General features: G+C 60.2%; 18 protein-coding genes. 8 read left to right on the top strand and 10 right to left on the bottom strand.

All coding sequences use genetic code 11. The features are described from left to right. Positions 1–5 precede the first annotated feature (5 nt). Complete coding sequence (flgC, locus tag BLR92_RS02505; RefSeq protein WP_089725163.1) at positions 6–413, bottom strand: flagellar basal body rod protein FlgC; 408 nt, start codon at positions 411–413, stop codon at positions 6–8. Then, a complete protein-coding gene (flgB, locus tag BLR92_RS02500; protein WP_089725954.1) occupies positions 414–827 on the bottom strand; it encodes a flagellar basal body rod protein FlgB in 414 nt (137 codons plus the stop codon). 168 nt (positions 828–995) lie between these two features. Here flgB and flgA point away from each other — a divergent pair, with 168 nt between their 5' ends. From flgA to BLR92_RS02480, 4 genes are all read left to right on the top strand, one after another. Beyond that, complete coding sequence (gene flgA / locus BLR92_RS02495) at positions 996–1742, top strand: flagellar basal body P-ring formation chaperone FlgA (protein WP_089725161.1); 747 nt, start codon at positions 996–998, stop codon at positions 1740–1742. Between the two features lie 136 nt (positions 1743–1878). After that, entirely contained in the window at positions 1879–2160 is a 282-nt protein-coding gene (gene flgM, locus BLR92_RS02490) for a flagellar biosynthesis anti-sigma factor FlgM (RefSeq protein WP_089725160.1), read from the top strand. Positions 2161–2182: 22 nt separating this feature from the next. After that, positions 2183–2635, top strand: a complete 453-nt coding sequence (locus BLR92_RS02485; RefSeq protein WP_089725158.1) for a flagella synthesis protein FlgN — start codon at positions 2183–2185, stop codon at positions 2633–2635. 168 nt (positions 2636–2803) lie between these two features. Further along, the gene (locus BLR92_RS02480) at positions 2804–4279 is read left to right on the top strand and encodes a sensor domain-containing diguanylate cyclase (protein ID WP_175488696.1); all 1476 of its coding nucleotides are present in this window, start codon (positions 2804–2806) and stop codon (positions 4277–4279) included. 24 nt (positions 4280–4303) lie between these two features. On the opposite strand, the gene BLR92_RS02475 is transcribed toward BLR92_RS02480, so the two are convergent. After that, the gene (locus BLR92_RS02475; protein WP_089725155.1) at positions 4304–4714 is read right to left on the bottom strand and encodes an SRPBCC family protein; all 411 of its coding nucleotides are present in this window, start codon (positions 4712–4714) and stop codon (positions 4304–4306) included. A gap of 106 nt (positions 4715–4820) precedes the next feature. Further along, on the bottom strand, positions 4821–6530 hold the full coding sequence (locus tag BLR92_RS02470) for a bifunctional ornithine lipid synthase OlsF (RefSeq protein ID WP_089725153.1): 1710 nt from the start codon (positions 6528–6530) through the stop codon (positions 4821–4823). Positions 6531–6767: 237 nt separating this feature from the next. Here BLR92_RS02470 and queC point away from each other — a divergent pair, with 237 nt between their 5' ends. From queC to BLR92_RS02450, 4 genes are read left to right on the top strand one after another with little or no spacing between them, the layout of a single operon-like run. After that, positions 6768–7505 carry a 7-cyano-7-deazaguanine synthase QueC gene (queC, locus tag BLR92_RS02465; protein WP_089725151.1) on the top strand — a complete coding sequence of 246 codons (738 nt, stop codon included), beginning with the start codon at positions 6768–6770 and terminating at the stop codon, positions 7503–7505. Continuing rightward, positions 7498–8157 (top strand): 7-carboxy-7-deazaguanine synthase, encoded by a 660-nt coding sequence (gene queE / locus BLR92_RS02460; RefSeq protein ID WP_089725149.1) that lies wholly within the window; start codon positions 7498–7500, stop codon positions 8155–8157. The genes queC and queE overlap by 8 nt, the downstream gene beginning before the upstream one ends. After that, positions 8157–9002, top strand: coding sequence for a 6-carboxytetrahydropterin synthase (locus tag BLR92_RS02455; RefSeq protein WP_089725147.1), 846 nt, complete (start codon positions 8157–8159; stop codon positions 9000–9002). The genes queE and BLR92_RS02455 overlap by 1 nt, the downstream gene beginning before the upstream one ends. Further along, positions 8999–9295 carry a YkgJ family cysteine cluster protein gene (locus tag BLR92_RS02450; protein ID WP_245703910.1) on the top strand — a complete coding sequence of 99 codons (297 nt, stop codon included), beginning with the start codon at positions 8999–9001 and terminating at the stop codon, positions 9293–9295. Before BLR92_RS02455 ends, BLR92_RS02450 begins: the two co-directional genes overlap by 4 nt. Positions 9296–9342: 47 nt before the next feature. Here the strand turns inward: BLR92_RS02450 and BLR92_RS02445 are convergent, their stop codons facing one another. From BLR92_RS02445 to clpX, 6 genes are all read right to left on the bottom strand, one after another. After that, a complete protein-coding gene (locus BLR92_RS02445; RefSeq protein WP_089725145.1) occupies positions 9343–10386 on the bottom strand; it encodes a CobW family GTP-binding protein in 1044 nt (347 codons plus the stop codon). A 60-nt stretch (positions 10387–10446) separates the two neighbouring features. After that, positions 10447–11445 carry an NADP-dependent oxidoreductase gene (locus BLR92_RS02440; protein ID WP_089725142.1) on the bottom strand — a complete coding sequence of 333 codons (999 nt, stop codon included), beginning with the start codon at positions 11443–11445 and terminating at the stop codon, positions 10447–10449. A 147-nt stretch (positions 11446–11592) separates the two neighbouring features. Continuing rightward, positions 11593–13419 (bottom strand): SurA N-terminal domain-containing protein, encoded by a 1827-nt coding sequence (locus BLR92_RS02435; RefSeq protein ID WP_089725140.1) that lies wholly within the window; start codon positions 13417–13419, stop codon positions 11593–11595. 221 nt (positions 13420–13640) lie between these two features. Beyond that, positions 13641–13913: a nucleoid-associated protein HU-beta gene (gene hupB / locus BLR92_RS02430; RefSeq protein WP_089725138.1), complete on the bottom strand. Its 273-nt coding sequence runs from the start codon at positions 13911–13913 to the stop codon at positions 13641–13643. A gap of 177 nt (positions 13914–14090) precedes the next feature. Next, positions 14091–16499, bottom strand: coding sequence for an endopeptidase La (lon, locus tag BLR92_RS02425; protein ID WP_089725137.1), 2409 nt, complete (start codon positions 16497–16499; stop codon positions 14091–14093). A gap of 189 nt (positions 16500–16688) precedes the next feature. Beyond that, positions 16689–17966: an ATP-dependent Clp protease ATP-binding subunit ClpX gene (gene clpX, locus BLR92_RS02420; protein ID WP_089725135.1), complete on the bottom strand. Its 1278-nt coding sequence runs from the start codon at positions 17964–17966 to the stop codon at positions 16689–16691. Positions 17967–17980 lie beyond the last annotated feature (14 nt).

The raw sequence follows: 17980 nt of genomic DNA, 5'->3' as shown, positions 1-17980 counted from the left end.
CCGGGTTAGTTCTGGGCCAGCGTCAGCGTCTTGAGCATCAGCGTCTTGCTGGTGTTCATGACTTCGACGTTGGCTTGATAGGAACGCGAGGCAGCGATCATGTTGACCATCTCGCTGACCGGCGACACGTTGGGCATCGTCACATAGCCATCTTCATCGGCCAGTGGGTGCTCGGGCCGATACTCCATGCGCATCGGTGAGTCGTCCTCGATCACCTTGGCGACACGCACACCGCCAATGGCGCTGCCACCCTGGGACTGGGCTTCGAAAATCACCTGCTTGGCACGGTAGGCTTCGCCATCGGGGCTAGCCACGCTACCGGCGTTGGCCATGTTGCTGGCCGTGACATTCATACGTTGTGCCTGGGCGCTCATCGCCGAGGCGGAAATATCGAAAATACTGAACATGCGCATTTACTCCGGTTGCATGGCAGATTTCAGGCCCTGAATCTTGCTACTCAGGACGGTAATCGCCGCTTGATAGCGCACCGCGTTGTCGGCAAACTGCGCGCGCTCGGCATCCATGTCGACGGTGTTGCCATCGAGACTCGGCTGGCTGGGCACGCGATACAGCAGGTCGACACCGCTGGAAGCCGGCGCCTGGGCGGGAATGTGGCGACTCGATGTGGTCGACAACGCCAGCCCTTCACTACTGCCCTGGCCCTGTTTCATCGCCCGCGAGAGCTCGCTGGAAAAGTCGAAGTCGCGGGCCTTGTAATTCGGGGTATCCGCGTTGGCGATGTTGCTGGCCAGAACCTTCTGGCGTTCGACGCGCAGGTTGAGTGCCTCCTGATGGAGGTTCAGCGCCCCGGAAAGCTGATCGATCATGCCCATGGTTATCGCCCCTTGGTTAAATGGGGAAAGTTTCAGGTTGGAGATTAAACGCCGCGCTGTCATCGCAAAGGAAGAAACAGGCCACGATTTGCCGGTTATTTCCGCGCATGAAAAATTTCACGCCCGCCTAGAATCGGCGACATTGAGCAATGGGGGCTGAACATGCGTGTTGCGCACGAGTCGACAGCGCTGTTCCGACAGGCGATCAAGGTGCTTCGCCCGTTCATGGCATGGACGATGGTCTGGTTTGTGGCTGCGCTCGCCGTGCCGGCAGCAACGCTGGCCGCGACCGCAGCCACCGATGGCCTGCTCGAACAGCGCGTGCACGACTTTCTCGCCGAACGCATTCAGCACCTTGGCGACGACGTCACCATCACCTTGCATCGGGGCTCGGCCCGGCTTCCCGAGTGCCAACAGCCCGAGGCTTTCTTGCCTAACTTCGGGCAACGGCTTTACGGCCGCGTCTCGGTGGGCGTGCGCTGCGGCGAACAGCGCCGGGTGCGTTATCTGCAGGCCGATATATCGGTCATGACCCAGCATGTGGTGGTCGCGCGAGATATCGCCGCCAACGCGCGCATCGCAGCCGCCGATCTGAAATTGGAAGAAGCCCGGCTGGAACGTCTACCGCGCCATGCCATACTCGATGTCGATGCGGCAGTCGGTCTGCTCGCCGTGCGCCCACTGCCGGCCGGCACCACCTTGCAGGATTACCACCTGCGCCGCGAGCCTCTGGTCGAGCGCGGCGATTCGGTCACGGTATATGCGCGCGGTAACGGCTTCACCGTCAGCCTCGATGCCGAGGCGCTGGACAACGGCGCGCTCGGTGACGAGGTGCGCCTGCGTACCGATGACGGCGATCGCTTGCAGGCAAGAGTCGTGGGGCGTGATAAGTTGGAAATCGTCTTCTGAAGCCTTTTCTCGATCGCCGCTCGAGCAGAGGCCGTGATCATGCATGCTAGAATGACATCTAGTGCTCACTTGTGGCCTAAAGTTATTTTTTGCTCGGCCGATAGTGAGGGTAAGTGTTTATCTTGAGGATGTTTTCGTGAAGATTGATAGCTCACATCCGCTGCACCGCGCCACTCAGGGCGAGGTTAACAAGGCAGCGCAGCCCGCCAAGGGTGAGTCGGTCACGCAATCGACCAACCCGGCCGCCATCACGCATCTCAGCGACAGCGCGCGAGACGACAGCCAGGATATCGACGCCGCGCGTGTCGCCGAAATTCGTCAGGCGATCAGCGAGGGGCGCCTCGACATCCGCGCCGAACGCATTGCCGACGGCCTGATCGATAGTGTCCGCGACCTGCTGGGCGATACGTCTTCCTGATCGTCAACTTGGAGTCTTGGACATGAGCCTGGCCCAGCATCTCGACCGCCAACGCAGCCATCTCGAAGCGTTCATCACGCTTTTGGAGGCTGAACGAGACACGCTTTCGGCCGGTCAGATCGATGGACCGCGACTGACCAAGCAAGCCGAAGAGAAAGAGACGCATATCGTCCGCCTCGAAGCGCTGGAAGCACAGCGTCTTTCGGCACAGCGCAAACTCGGTTATGGCGAAGGCGCTCGCGGCGCCGAAACCGCCGCTATCGATGCCGGTTGTCTCGAAGAGTGGCTTGAATTCCGTGAGCGGGCGCTGCATGCCAAGCAACTCAATCAGCTCAACGGCGTGCTGGTCGGCTCGCGCCTGGCACAGAACCAGCGCATCCTCGATTTCCTCAATGACGCCGCTGGAAAAGCGCTCTATGGCCCGGACGGCCAATCCCGCCGACAAGGCTTCGGAGGTGTCGCTTCCCAAGCTTGAAGGATACTAATCCTAATTCTACTTGCTTTCGCGGTGACGTTTCGGTCATATAGTGTGACATATATTCACACAACGTCATTAAAGATAGCTTGATGAGCGCCATCGTTACCACATCTCGTCTTTCGGCCGCTCGTATTGGTCTATCGCTTGTCGATGAAGGGGGCCTGCTTGATTTCTGATGCGCTGCGTAAGTCGCTGGATAGCTGCCCCGCCCTGCCCTCATTGCCCGCCGCCGTGCTCAGACTCATCGAGCTAGCCCGCAGCAGCGAAACGCGCCTGCAGCCCATCATAGAAGCGCTAAGCAAAGATCCAGCGCTGACAGCGCGGTTGATCTCGCTCGCCAATACCGCTTTTTATACCAAGGGTCATCCCGCCGAAGAGCTACGCGAGGCCGTCGAGCGCCTCGGTCTCGATACCACCGTCTCGCTAGCGCTGGGATTCAGTTTGGCGAGTGGTTACGGCAACGATGCCCAGCGGCCGGGGCTCGACCTGCACCGCTACTGGCAACGCTCGCTAACCAGCGCCATTGCCAGCCAGGAGCTCGCTCGCCAATCCGCCCTGGAGTCGAGTGGTGGCGCTATCTTCACGGCCGCGCTACTGCAGGATATCGGCATGTTGGCACTGGATGCCGTCGAGGGTCCTCATTATGACGCCGTGATCGGCAATGCCGACCGGCACGACGATATCAGCCTGCGTGAACGCACGGAGTTCGGTGCCGCTCATGCCGAAATCGGTGCCTGGCTGGCGGCGAACTGGGGGTTATCGCCGCGAGCCTGCGACTGGATTCGGCGCAGTCATGATCGTCCGGTGCGCGATGCCCTACTCGATGAGGGCGAATGTGTCATGCTCTCGGGGCGTCTGGCCGATATCTGGCTGGAGGCCGACGGTCACAATACCCTGGCACAGCTAGAGCCCTGGCTGGGTGACGAGCAATGCCGTAGCGATCTGCTGAGCCGCATTCAGGCCCGCCTGCCGATGATGGCCGAACTCTTCGACGTCGCAACGCCAGGATATATCGATCCACATACGCTACTTTTTCAAGCCAAGCAGTTATTGCTGGAGCGTACCCTGAAGCTTCAGCAAATACTCGGCCGCAAGGAAAAGGAACTCGATGAGCTACGGCACGATAACGCCCAGCTCGATCAAGCCGTGCGCTACGATCCGCTAACCCGCCTTTATAATCGTCAGCACCTGACAAGAGTCCTGCAGGAGCGTTTCTTCGAGGCCCAACGAGACGAACAATCACTGGTGGTGATCTTCATCGATCTCGATTATTTCAAACAGATCAATGATGAGCACGGCCATCATCTGGGCGACCAGGTACTCAAGGCATTCGCCGAGCTGCTGCGCACGATGAGCGAGAAAGGCATGACGATCGGCCGCTACGGTGGCGAAGAATTTCTGGTCATAATGAAAGGATACACGCCGCAGCATGCGTGGGATTTCGCCAATCGTCTTTGCGAGCAGCTACGCGTCATGCCGCTCGCCCATTACGACGACAAGGCGATCCATGTCACCGCCTCGGTGGGTATTGCCAATTTGGGTGACGGTGATTTCGAGACCCCCGACGACTTGATCCACATCGCCGATCAACGCATGTACCTGTCCAAGCGCCAGGGACGCAACCGCATCACGGCGAGTTGAGGGGCGTTAGGCATCGCTGGTTCCTCAAAGGCGAGCTTCGACGCGCTCCAATATCTGCCGACTAACCTGGCTGACCAGCGGCCTGGCCGCCTTGTTCACCGCTTTCTCGACCAGGCGATTACGAATCTGGTAGTCGACGATCAGCTTCACTTGCGTGCCTTCCGGCACCGCAGTCAATTCATAACGCCCCTGATTGCGCACTCCTTCCAGCGACTCCCAAGCTAACACCTCGGGTGAGCGTATTTCCGTGATCTGGACATCGAAACACCAATCCATGCCGACGGCATGGACATTCCAACGGTAGCGACGCTCGCCAAGCGGCTCGATCGACTCGATCATGTCGGAATAATCGGCAAAGTCCTCGACGCGCTCCAGCAGGGCGAAAACCCTATCCGGTGTGGCGGGCAACACTGCGCTATGTTCGATTCTCGCCATGCGCTTTCCCTGATTGGCCGTATGAGTCCATGCCAAGAGGGTAACGGCAGCGACCGGGAATCGCTAGGGGAGCCTTGATAATCGTTTCTCAACGCGTTGTGTAACATCAACCGATATAGCGTAATCGCTTGCGCTCGGTAATGCGCGCCACCTCGACCTGGACCAGCCCATCGACGCAATAGCCAAAATCGGCATCGATACCAAAATCGACAAAGGAAACTCCGCCCGGCTCGCAAAGCTCCGTGTAATGCTTGTAGAGGGCCGGCACCGTGACACCATGTAACGCCAACTGCTCCTTGAGCATCTTGAAATCGTGCCGGGCATCATTGCCGATGAATAGCTGCCCGGCTTCCTTGAGGCGCTCGCCCAGCGGCTGGAAAGGCGCACGTGCCTTCACTCCGGTGACGGAGGCGCCATAGTAATGCCGGTAATAACTGACCAATAGATCCTGAGCAGCTCTTGGCATTGCATTCGAAATCGATACCGGACCGAACATCCAGCGCACTTCCGGGCGTGTCTTCAGGTAGGCACCAATGCCATACCACAAGAGATCCAGGCTGCGACGTCCCCAGTAACGTGGCTGCACGAAGCTTCGCCCCAGTTCAATGCTCTCGCTCATGCGCTCGAGCCAGCCGTCGGGATAGGCAAAGAGCGAGCTGGAATAGAGCCCATCGGGCCCTTTATCACGCAGCACGGTACCGACCTCGCCGATGCGATATGCACCGGCGATTTCCAGCGCCTCCTCGTCCCAGACCAACAAGTGGCGATAATGACGATCATAGTCGTCGAGATCGAGCCGCCTCCCCGTGCCCTCCCCGATGCGTCGAAACGTCAGTTCACGCAGACGCCCCAGCTCACGCATGACAGCCGAATCGTTACGGTAGTCGAGCAGCAGGATCCGCATGCCATGGTGAGTTTGCCCCAGGCACTCGGCATCGCGTAGCTCGCGCCGTAACTGAGCACGGTCTTCGGGGTGGGCAATCGGCCGGACCGTGGCAAACAAGGACTTCTTGTTCTTGGGCAAGCGGTAGACATGCTTGCGCAGCAGCTTGACCTTGGTGCGGGTCGGCAACTCGGCGAGGTCGAAACGCTCCAGCGGAATCGGCTCCCCCACGCGCACCGGCAAGTCCACGGCATGTTTCTTGAACATCTCGTCGACCAGCAGCAATCCGCCCAGCGGCCGATAGATCAGCGATAGAGAATAGAACAACGCCGAATTCTTGCCACCGAGGTGCACCGGCAGGATAGGCGCATTGGTCTTGCGCGCAAAATGCAGAAAACCGCTCTGCCAAGGACCATCCTTGATGCCTGACGGGCCGGCTCGCGACACTTCCCCGGCAGGGAACACGATGACCACCTCCTCGTTCATCAAGCTGCCAACGATGCGAGTCATCGACTGGCGGTAGCCGCTACGCGTCAGATTGTCGACCGGCAACAGCAACGCGCGCAGTGCCGAGAATTGCCACAATAGGTCGTTGGCCAGAATCTTGACGTCTCGGCGTACCTCGCCAACCAGTCGCAGCAATGCCAGGCCATCCAGCGTGCCCAACGGGTGGTTGGCGACGATGATCACGCGCCCTTCGCTGGGGATATTCTCGCGTTCGCGGGGCGATACCAGATAGCTGAACGTGAACCGTGCCAATACGTGATCGATGAATTCAAAAGGCCCTACGTCCTGGTGCCGGTCGAGAAAGCGGTTGATCTCGACTTCATGTGTCAGGCGTCGCAATAACCCCAGTGCCGGCTGACGGATCAGTGCCGGCTGCCTGGCAAGGGCGGGATACTTCTGTGTCACGGCATGCGCGATGTCCAGCATGATGGTTCCTCCTGTCCTGCAACCAACATGCCGCCTCACTGTGACGCATAGGTGTCAGCGATATGGACGCCCGATGACAGTGCCGCTATGGCTGGCCTGCGCCTCAACCGGTACAATGCGCGCCGTTCTCGGCGCAGCGTATACTGCGACTCGGTGGGGCCAGCGGCCTCGCCTTCCGGACGCCCGGATCCCGGACACCGTCACACCACGGCCCATAAATTCTCCGGCAGGTTAACTATGACCCAACAACATCGCGATGCCAGCGGCATCGCACGCCTCAAAGCCATCGTCATCTATTCCGGTGGCATGGACTCCTATACTGTTCTGCACCATGCGCTGTGCCAGGGTTATGAAGTCCATGCGCTGTCGTTTGACTACGGACAGCGCCATTCACGTGAGTTGAATGTGGCGCGAGACGTCTGTCAACGCTTGGGCATCGCGCATCAGATCGTCGATATTCGCGCGATCCATTCGTTGATCGACAACTCGGCGCTTACCGACGCCAGCCGCGATTTGCCCGGCGGCGATTACGCCAGCGACAACATGGTTGCCACGCTGGTACCCAATCGCAACATGATTCTGCTCTCGCTGGCCATCGCCCAGGCGGTGAACATCGGCGCCGAACTCTGCTTCTACGGCGCGCATGGTGGCGATCACGTGCTCTATCCCGATTGTCGGCCCGAGTTTGTCGAACGCATGAACGACGTCGCCGCCATCGCCAACTTCGAAACGGCACGCATCGAAGCGCCCTATCTGCACGTCGACAAGGCGGCGATCCTGGCCGATGGCCTGGCGATGGGCCTCGATTATGGCGAAACCTGGACCTGTTACCTGGGCGAGGAGTTCGCCTGTGGTGCTTGCGGTAGCTGTCGCGAGCGCTTGGCCGCCTTTGCCGCCAACGGGGTCAGTGACCCTGTTCGCTATTCCCACCGATGCCAACCCGGCACCAATGGCAAGGGTGAGCCCGATGTATAGCGTAAAAGAAGCATTCTATTCGCTACAGGGTGAAGGCGCTCGAGCCGGGCGGGCCAGCGTGTTCTGCCGTTTTAGCGGTTGCAATCTCTGGTCCGGGCGTGAGCGCGATCGCGCGAGCAGTGCATGCCGCTTTTGCGATACCGATTTCGTCGGTAGCGATGGCCAGAACGGTGGGCGCTTCGATAACGCCGACTCGCTGGCCGATCACCTCGCCGGGCTATGGCCCTTTGATGCGTGCAGCGAAGCCGAACGGCGCGGTGTACCCTATGTGGTCTTCACCGGTGGTGAACCGCTGCTGCAACTCGGCTCGGCGCTGATCGAAGCCATGCGTGAGCGTGGCTTCGAAATCGCGCTGGAAACCAACGGTACGCTACCCGTTCCATCCGGCATCGATTGGCTTTGCGTGAGCCCCAAGGGACTCACCGAACTGGTCGTTACCCAGGGTGACGAACTCAAGCTGGTCTATCCGCAAAGTGACAATCGACCGGAGCGTTTCGCCGCTCTCGACTTTAGGCATTTCTACCTTCAGCCGATGGACCGACAACCGCTGGGTGGCAACGGCACGACGATCGGGGATACCGTAGCCTATTGCCTGGCCCATCCACAGTGGCAACTTTCGTTACAGACTCACAAGATCGCGGGGATCGACTGATGACGCTATTCGTCAATGGACTGACCCAGCTCGATGCGTCGTTATGGTGCCCAAGCCGTGGCTTGATCGGCGCCAGTTGGCAAGTCGACGCCCAACTCGATGGCGAACTCGGCGAGGACGGCATCCTGTTCGATTTCGGCGAGGTCAAGCCCTGGATCAAGTCACGCATCGACAGCGAGGCCGACCACACCTTGCTGGTTCCCACCAAGGCGCCGGGGGTCACGGTCCACGAATGCAGCGAAGGCCTGAGCATACGCACGACCCTGCCCTATGCCATGGAGGTTCGCGGCCCGCGTCAGGCCTTCACGTTACTGCCATGGGGCGAGGTCACCGCCGAGCGGTTGGCACGCCACTATGGCAAGGCCCTGACCCGGCGGCCGCCATCGCGGGTCAATGAGATTCGCTTGAACCTGCGCGATGAGTCGATCGCCGAGGCCGCCTATACCTATAGCCATGGCCTCAAGCACCACGCGGGGAATTGTCAGCGGATTGCTCACGGCCACCGCTCACGACTGTATATCTGGTGCCAGGGAGAACGCGCGCCACAACTCGAGATGCAATGGGCGCAACGCTTGACGGACCGTTATCTGGTGGATGTCGCGGATATCGTCGAAGGCGGCGATGCCGACATGCATGGCCAACTGACGACCCGTTATCGTTCGTCCCAGGGCCTATTCTGCCTACGCCTGCCACGCGAATGCTGCGAGATTCTGCCCAGGTCCACTACCGTGGAGCACATCGCCGCCTGGCTGGCCGAACAGATCGCCCGCGACTGCGGCCTGCCCACTCGCGTGCAGGCTTTCGAGGGTATCGGCAAGGGGGCAATCGCCGAGGTCAGCTTGTGAAACGGGCCGTACCCGCGACGAGTGCCGCTTCTACTCAGGAGGCCATCGGCTGCCGCCCGGGTTGCGGTGCCTGCTGTATCGCACCGTCGATCAGCTCGACGATTCCCGGCATGCCAGAGGGCAAACCCGCCGGTGTGCGCTGCGTGCAGCTCGATGACGACAACCTGTGCCGCCTGTTCGGCGATCCTCGCCGTCCCGCTGTCTGCCATCGCTTCGATTACGATCCCGAACTGTGCGGCGACGACCGCGATAGCGCCCTGCAGCGTATCGCCGCCTGGGAAGCCGCGACCTGATCGGCGATTGCAAGTTAATGTCGTGATGCAGCAAGATAACGGTATAATCAAGCACCGATACGACAGCCCATGAGCCGATGCTCCAGTGCCTCGGCCTCGGGCAAACGTTCGCCTATCAATTCCAGTCGCGAGTCGCGCCGCCAGCTACTTTCGCTGAGCGTTACACCGCTTTCGCCGCGGTTATACAGCTTCCAGCCGCTATCGGTGTGCCATACGCCCTTGACTCGTACCCCACCCGGCAAGTCGGCAAGCACGGCGGTCAAGGCATCCAGGTCGAAACGCTCCAGCGCGTGCCAGCGCCAACTCAAGGTGACGTAACCCAGTGCCGCGCCCTGCTCACGCTGGGGTTTTCCCGGCTGTGGCTCACGAAAGGCGAAGGTATCGAGCAGTACGCCTTGAGGCGTATCGGCGAGGTGCTGGTGTTCGCTGCTGCGAGGAAGAGCATTTCGCCCCTGCTCGCTGATGCTGCCTTCAAGTAACCTATCGACCGGCAGCCGGCCATGAGGCGCTTCAACCAACCAGCGCTTGGGCGGCCACAGGTTCTCGACATATTGCCGCGCCGCCTGACGCTGGGCCGCGCTGGCCAGGTCGGTCATGGTCAACGCGATAGCATCGGCGAGCTGTAACTGATCGCGAAAGGTTTCATGCTCGCGAGCGCGAGCGTCGTCCAGGCGCCGTGGGTCGAGCAGGACAATGACATCGCGAATTTCCAGCACGTCGCGAAACGCCTCGCCACGCAACACATCGAGCAGGCCGGCGGGATGTCCCAGACCGGAAGGTTCGATGATCAGTCGATCAGGCTTGACTCGGTGCAACAGATTGACCAGCCCCGCCTGTAGCACGAAGGCCAGTTGGCAACACAGGCAACCTCCCGGCAGCCCCTTGACCGTCACGCCGGCATCGGATTCAAATATCGTCTGGTCGATCCCGACCTGACCGAACTCATTGACCAATATCGCCCAGTGCTCTCGAGGCGGCTTACTTTCCAATAGCGCACGGATCAGCGTGCTTTTGCCACTGCCCAGAAAGCCACTGACGATATGCACCGGAATCGACTGCAGCGGCTGACGGGAAGGCGTCGATAGGGACATGGCGCTTTTCCAAATTTGTTACTTTATAACAATAACAGACCATGGCTATCGTGGTCGAGCTTACAGCTCAACCAGCATCTTGCCGCGATTACTTCCCTCGAACAGCCTCAGGAAAGCCGCTGGCATGCGTTCGAGCCCGTTCTCGACGGTTTCCTGATAATCGATTTCGCCACGTTCGACCAGCGGCCCTACCTCATCGAGAAACTCGCCGTAATGATCCCAATGCTCGAAGACGATGAAGCCTTCCATGCGCACCCGGTTGATCAGGATATTGGCGATATTACGCGGGCCTTCACTTTCTCCCTGATCGTTGTAGCGGGCGATCATGCCGCACACCGCGATACGCGCGTAAGTGCGCAAGCAATTGAGTGCGGCCTCCAGAATCACGCCCCCGACGTTCTCGTAGTAAACGTCGAAGCCCTCCGGGCAGGCGCGCTGTAAATCCTGAGTCAGTTCGTCGGCGCTCTTGTCGCGATAACCGACGGCTTCGATACCACGCGATTCGAGCCAATCGAGTTTATCCTGGCTGCCGGCGATCCCCACGACCGTGCCACCCTTGGTCTTGGCCAGCTGTACCGCCAGCGATCCCACCGCGCCGCTGGCCGCGCTGACCAGCACATTCGCTCCTGGCTGCATCTCGGCGATTCGATTGAGGCCGCTCCAGGCGGTCATGCCGGGCATACCCAGCACACCAAGGTAAGCCTGCTCAGGCACCTTGAACGCGGGAAGCGTTTCCGCGTCCTGTGCGGGAAGCTGAGCGATGTCGCGCCAGCCGGCCATATGTCGGACCTTGTCGCCGGGCTTTAGACGCGAATCGCGAGATTCCACAACCTCGCCAATCGCCGCCCCTTGCAGTGGAGCATTGAGCTCGAACGGATCGATGTAGGTACGTACGCCGCTCATTCGACCGCGCATGTAGGGATCGACCGAGAGCCAGGTATTACGCACGCGAACCTCGCCTTCGCGTAGGTCCGGTAGCGCTTCTTCGCATAGCGCGAAGATAGCTTCGCGAGGCAGGCCGGTTGGGTATTCGGTGATGGTGTAGTAACGCGATTGCATGGTTCGCTCCTCATTCCCTGGAAACGGTGATCGAGATTACAAACTAGCGGTACCGATCATCCAGAGACAACAGGCTCGCCTATGAATATCCTGAAAAGCACGAGGGCGCGGCAATGTCGCGCCCTCGAGAATACCCAAGCGTCGCTGTTACAGCCGTTCGATCTCGGCCTCTTCGCGCAGGTCGTCCAGCAGTCCTTGAATGGCTGCCTGCGCGCGCAGGCGCTGTGCCAGTTGAACGACGAAGGCATCGGTCTGGCCGTCCGAGGACGCTTTCCCGGCACTGACCTCATTCAAGGCGATGAGCGCCACGCCCTGCTCGGTCGTTGCGCGACCATACACGACGTCGTCCTGCTCCGGCTTCGGCAAGCGGAAGGCCTCGCGCATGATCGGCTCGGGCACGTCGTTGCTTTCCTGGCGGGATACGGATTGTGCCCGTTGCCATTCGAGCTCCAACGTCTCGCCGTTACGCAAGGCTTCGGCCAGTTGAGCCGCGCGCTGACGCAGTGCGTCCTGGGTCGCTTGCTTGACGACCCTCTCACGCACCTGCTGGCGCACTTCATCCAGCGGTAGCGTGGTTTCCTCGCGATGCTCGGCCACGCGCAATACCAGGCGGCGCTGAGCGTCGAGTTCGATCACCTCACTGTTGTAACCTTCCTTGAGGACATCGGGGGCAAAGGCGGCGTCCATCACGCCGGGCTCGGACAGTACACCGCTGGCGCCGCCGCGTGAGGTCCAATCACTCTGCTGCAATGTCAGCCCGAGGCTATCGGCGACGCTGGCAAGGTCATCGGCGGCAAAGCTTTCGTCGATCAAGCGCTGGGCACGCTCGTTGAATTCGTCCTCGGCCTGCGCCAATGCAGCCTCGTCGCGCAGTTCATCGCGTATTTCCTCGAAAGGCGGCACGTTCATCTCGGTCACCTTGAGCAGGTGCAAGCCATTATCGGTCTCGACAATGTTGGAAACCTCGCCCTGATCGAGGGAGAACGCGGCTTCTTCGAATTCCTCGCCAAAGAAGCCACGCGTGATAATGCCCAGATCGCCGCCACTCTCGGCGGTCGTGGCATCATCGGAGTACTCGGCCGCCAGCGCCGCGAAACTCTCGCCGGCCGCCAGGCGATCGCGCACTTCCTGCAGGCGCGCCTCGGCCTCGGCGCGGGAGCGCTCGTCGCCAAAGGTCGCCATGATATGGGAAACGCGCGGTTCGGCGCTGTTCTGGCGCTCAGCGTAGGCGTCGCGCAGCGCCTGCTCGTCGACGTCGATTTGCTCGGCTATCTTGGCCTGGTCGAGAACTACGTACTCCAGCCGTACCTGTTCGGGACGCTGGAATTGCTGCTGGTGTTCGTCGTAATAGGCCTGGAGTTGCTCTTGTGTCACCTCGACCGGAGACTGCAGGTCCTCGCCAGTCAACACGTGGTAACGGAACGAGCGGGTTTGACGCTGCAATTCGAGTAACCGTTGGCGTTCGCTATCGAGCATGAAGCTGCTGGCCGCCAGGCCCTGCTGCACTTGCTGGCGGACCATGTCGGACTTCAACTGGGCGCGGAACGATAGTGGCGTATACCCGGCACTCGCCAGACGGTTGCGAAACAGGTCGGTCGAAAAGGCGCCGCTCTGATCCTGAAACTCGGGGAGGTTGACGATCAGCCGATCGAGCTGAGCCTCGGAGGCATGCAGACCGCCCTCCTCGGCGTACTGATCCAGTAGCTGCTGGGTCACCAATTGATTGATAATCTGACTGCGCGCCGCGTCTTCCTGCTCCGGCGGCACCTGGCCAGAGCGAATGGCGCGCTGCACCTGTATTTCCACCTGCTGACGGGTGATCGGCTCACCGTTGACTTCGGCAATGTTATCGCTGCCACTGGTAAACAACCCCACCACGGATTCGATACCGAACAGGGCGAGAGTGACAATGACCGCGCCGACGATGACCTTGGCGACCATACTCTGGGAGCGATCCCGGATACTTTGCAGCATGCTGGCCTCGAATGCTGGTTGTCGAAATTAACGTAAAGAAAAAAGGCGCATCGCTTACGCGATGCGCCTGGCAACTTAGTCGTGAACGTCAGGACGTGAACGGTAAGACGTGAATGGCAGCTACCGGCAAGATGAAGATGCTCAACGCCATTGGGGTCGATCATCAGCGTCTTGGTGTCACTGCCCAAGCCCCCACGTTTACGCTCGGGACGCCTCGAAACTCAGTTGACCGAGTCCTTGAGTGCCTTGCCGGCCTTGAAACCAGGTACCTTCGCTGCGCTGATGTTGATCGGCTTTCCGGTCTGCGGGTTGCGACCGGTACGCGCTGCGCGCTCCTTGACGGCAAAGGTGCCAAAGCCCACCAGGGCAACGGAATCCCCTTTCTTCAGGCTATCGGTAACAGATTCAATCATCGCATCCAGTGCGCGGCCTGCCGCTGCCTTGGGAATATCGGCAGATGCTGCGATGGCTTCGATCAGCTCGGATTTATTCACACTTCACCCCTTGACTGTTTCGGAAATTACTGGAAATCGGCGTGTCTATTCTGATGGCTTACGCGATCACAGCAAAGCACAATTTATAGCAATGCAGTGAAACTTCTGTCAAGCGATCAGCAGCGCCAAGCCCCGTCATATCAGGGTTTCAACCCCGATATAAAACACAAAATCGTTTCAATGTGTACTGATCATTGTGCGCGAAGAAGCAGAGTCATCGGGACGATTATCGTCACCGTTGGCCCCCGGCATACCAGCCAGCGCCACATCGAGTACCTCATCGATCCAGCGCATGGGCCGGATATCCAGTGCGTCCTTGATATTGTCCGGAACCTCCTTGAGGTCACGGCGATTCTCTTCTGGAATTAGCACCGTCTTTATACCACCGCGCCGGGCGGCCAGCAATTTCTCCTTTAGGCCACCAATCGGCATGACCTCGCCACGCAGGTTGACCTCGCCGGTCATCGCCACGTCGCAGCGCACCGCTCGCTCAGTGTAAGCCGAGACCATGGCGGTGACCATGGCGATACCCGCGCTGGGGCCATCCTTTGGCGTGGCCCCCTCGGGCACGTGTATGTGCAGGTCTTCCTTTTCGAAACGCTCGGGGTCTATGCCCATCGCCACCGCGCGGGCACGCACCACGGTGTGCGCCGCATCGACCGATTCCTTCATCACGTCGCCCAGCGAGCCGGTCTTGTTGACCCGCCCTTTGCCCGGCGTGACCACCGACTCGATATTGAGCAACTCGCCGCCCACCGAGGTCCAGGCCAGACCGGTTACACGGCCCACCTGGTTCTCCTGGTCGGCCAGGCCATAGCTGTAGCGGCGCACGCCGGCATAGATCTCGATGTCATCGGCGGACAACTCGTTTGCGGCCTGTGCGCCTTCCTTGCTCTCGTTCTCGAGGCGCGTGCGCAGGACCTTGCGGCACACCTTGGCGATCTGGCGTTCCAGTTCACGCACGCCCGCTTCGCGAGTGTAGTAGCGAATCAGCTCGAGCACCGCTTCATCGGTCAGGCTCAGCTCGTCATCCTTGAGGCCGTTGGCCTTGAGCTGCTTGGGTACCAGGTAGCGATTGGCGATGGCCAGCTTCTCGTCTTCGGTGTAACCCGGCAGGCGAATGATTTCCATGCGATCGAGCAACGGCCCGGGGATGTTCATCGAGTTGGCGGTACAGATGAACATGACATCGGACAGGTCGTAATCCAGTTCCAGATAGTGATCGCTGAACTTGTCATTCTGCTCGGGATCGAGCACCTCGAGCAGTGCCGAGGCGGGATCGCCACGATGGTCCATGCCGATCTTGTCGACTTCATCGAGCAGAAACAGCGGGTTTCTGACACCCGCCCGGCTCATGCGTTGGATCAATTTGCCCGGCAACGAACCGATGTAGGTGCGACGGTGGCCGCGAATTTCCGATTCGTCGCGCACGCCGCCCAGCGCCAGACGCACGTACTTGCGATTGGTGGCGCGCGCCAGCGACTGGCCGAGCGAGGTCTTGCCGACCCCGGGCGGACCCACCAGGCACAACACCGGCCCCTTGAGTTTCTTGACGCGTTTCTGAACCGCCAGGTATTCGAGCACACGCTCCTTGACCTCTTCGAGGCCATAATGGTCCTCGTCGAGCACGCTTACCGCGTGCGCCAGGTCGTGCTTGACCCGCGTGCGCTTCTTCCAGGGCACCGCCACCAACCAATCGAGATAGGAGCGCACCACCGTGGCTTCGGCGGAAGTCGGCGCCATCATCTTGAGCTTGCCGAGCTCCTGATTGGCTTTCTCGGCAGCTTCGGTGGGCATACCCGATTCCTTGATCGCCTGCTCGTACTTCTCGGCCTCGTTGGGCACATTCTCGAGCTCGCCCATCTCCTTCTGGATGGCCTTCATCTGCTCATTGAGATAGTACTCGCGCTGGGATTTCTCCATCTGGTCCTTGACCCGCGAGCGGATGCGCTTTTCGACCTGCAGCAGATCGATCTCGGATTCGATCAATGCCATCAGGTGCTCGATGCGATCGCGCACCCGGTCCATCTCCAGCAACTCCTGCTTGTCGCCGATCTTCAGCGACAAGTGCGCGCAGATGGTATCCACCAGGCGGCTGGGGTCCTCGATGCCCTGTAGCGAATTGAGAACCTCGTTGGGCACCTTCTTCGACAGCTTGACGTACTGCTCGAACTGATTGAGCAGCACCCGCACCAGCGATTCCTGCTCGCGTTCGGAAAGCGGCTGGCTCTCGCGCAGCATGACCTCGGCCATGCTGTAGCCCGAGTCGGTGGCGCCAACTGTGCGCACATCGGCACGCGACGTGCCCTCGATAAGCACCTTCACGGTGCCATCGGGTAGCTTGAGCAACTGCATGATCTCGGCCACGGTGCCTACCGAGAATAAATCGCCAGCATCGGGATCATCCTGGCCGGCTTCGCGCTGGGCGACCAACAACACACGCTTGTCGGCGTCCATGGCGACTTCCAGTGCCTGAATGGATTTCTCGCGCCCGACGAACAGGGGAATGACCATCTGGGGGTAGACGACCACATCCCGCAATGGCAGGAGAGGCAGGCTCAAGGTTTGTTCGGCGTTCTGCTGCATCGCAGACAGTTCCTCAAAATCGAATGATTGCTCGGTGAATGGAGCGAGTGATGGGGGCAAAAATGGCGCATTGCAACCGCCGTGACCGGTTGGCCCGGCTCTTTGCAACGCTCCTCGCAAATCGACTTGCAAGCCAGCGATGCAGATATGAAAAGGGGGCCTTGCGGCCCCCGCTGAACCGGGAAAGGATTACCCGCCCTTGTTCGCTACCTTGCTTTCCTGCTGTTTGGAGTAAATGAGCAACGGCTCGCTTTCGCCGGAAATCACCGATTCGTCGATCACCACCTTGCTGACGCCATCGAGCGAGGGAATCTCGTACATGGTGTCGAGCAGCACCGATTCGAGTATCGAGCGCAGCCCGCGCGCCCCGGTCTTGCGGGCCATGGCCTTGCGCGCCACCGCACGCAGCGCATCCTCGCGAAAATCGAGTTCGACGCTTTCCATCTCGAACAGCTTGGCGTACTGCTTGACCAGCGAGTTCTTGGGCTCGGTGAGTATCTGGACCAGCGCATCCTCGCTGAGCTCGGTGAGCGTGGCGATCACCGGCAGACGACCGACGAACTCGGGAATAAGGCCGAACTTGACCAGATCTTCCGGCTCGACGTCGGCCAGGATGTCGCCCACGCCCTTCTCCGAGTCCTTGCTCTTGACGGTGGCATTGAAGCCGATTCCACCCTTCTCGGCGCGATCGCGGATCACCTTGTCCAGGCCGGCGAAGGCCCCACCGACGATGAACAGGATGTTGCCGGTATCGACTTGCAAGAACTCCTGCTGCGGATGCTTGCGACCGCCCTGGGGCGGGACCGACGCCGTGGTGCCCTCGATCAGCTTGAGCAGCGCCTGCTGCACGCCCTCGCCCGAGACGTCACGGGTGATCGAAGGATTGTCGGACTTGCGCGAGATCTTGTCGATCTCGTCGATATAGACAATGCCCTTCTGGGCCTTTTCCACATCGTAATCGCACTTCTGCAACAGCTTCTGGATGATGTTCTCGACGTCCTCGCCCACATACCCGGCTTCGGTCAGGGTGGTGGCGTCGGCGATCGTGAACGGCACATTCAGCAGGCGCGCCAGTGTCTCGGCGAGCAGCGTCTTGCCGCTACCGGTCGGACCGATCAACAGAATGTTCGACTTGCCCAGCTCGACATCGTCGGCCTTTACGCCGGCACGAAGTCGCTTGTAGTGATTGTAGACCGCTACCGACAGGACCATCTTGGCGCGGTCCTGCCCGATCACGTAGTCGTCGAGGGTATGACGAATCTCACGCGGAACCGGCAAGCGATCCTCATCGCCCTCGGCGTCGGCCTCGAGGACTTCCTCGCGAATGATGTCGTTACACAGGTCGACACATTCATCGCAGATATAGACGGAAGGACCCGCGATCAGCTTGCGTACTTCGTTCTGGTTCTTACCGCAGAACGAACAGTACAGTAGCTTGCCCTCGTCTTTGCCTTTGCCGTCGGCCATTCGCGTACCTCTTT

This window comes from Modicisalibacter muralis (assembly GCF_900102945.1).
Lineage (GTDB): Bacteria > Pseudomonadota > Gammaproteobacteria > Pseudomonadales > Halomonadaceae > Modicisalibacter > Modicisalibacter muralis.
The sequence above is the reverse complement of the archived record's forward strand: the minus strand, read 5'-3'. Positions and strand labels throughout refer to the sequence as shown.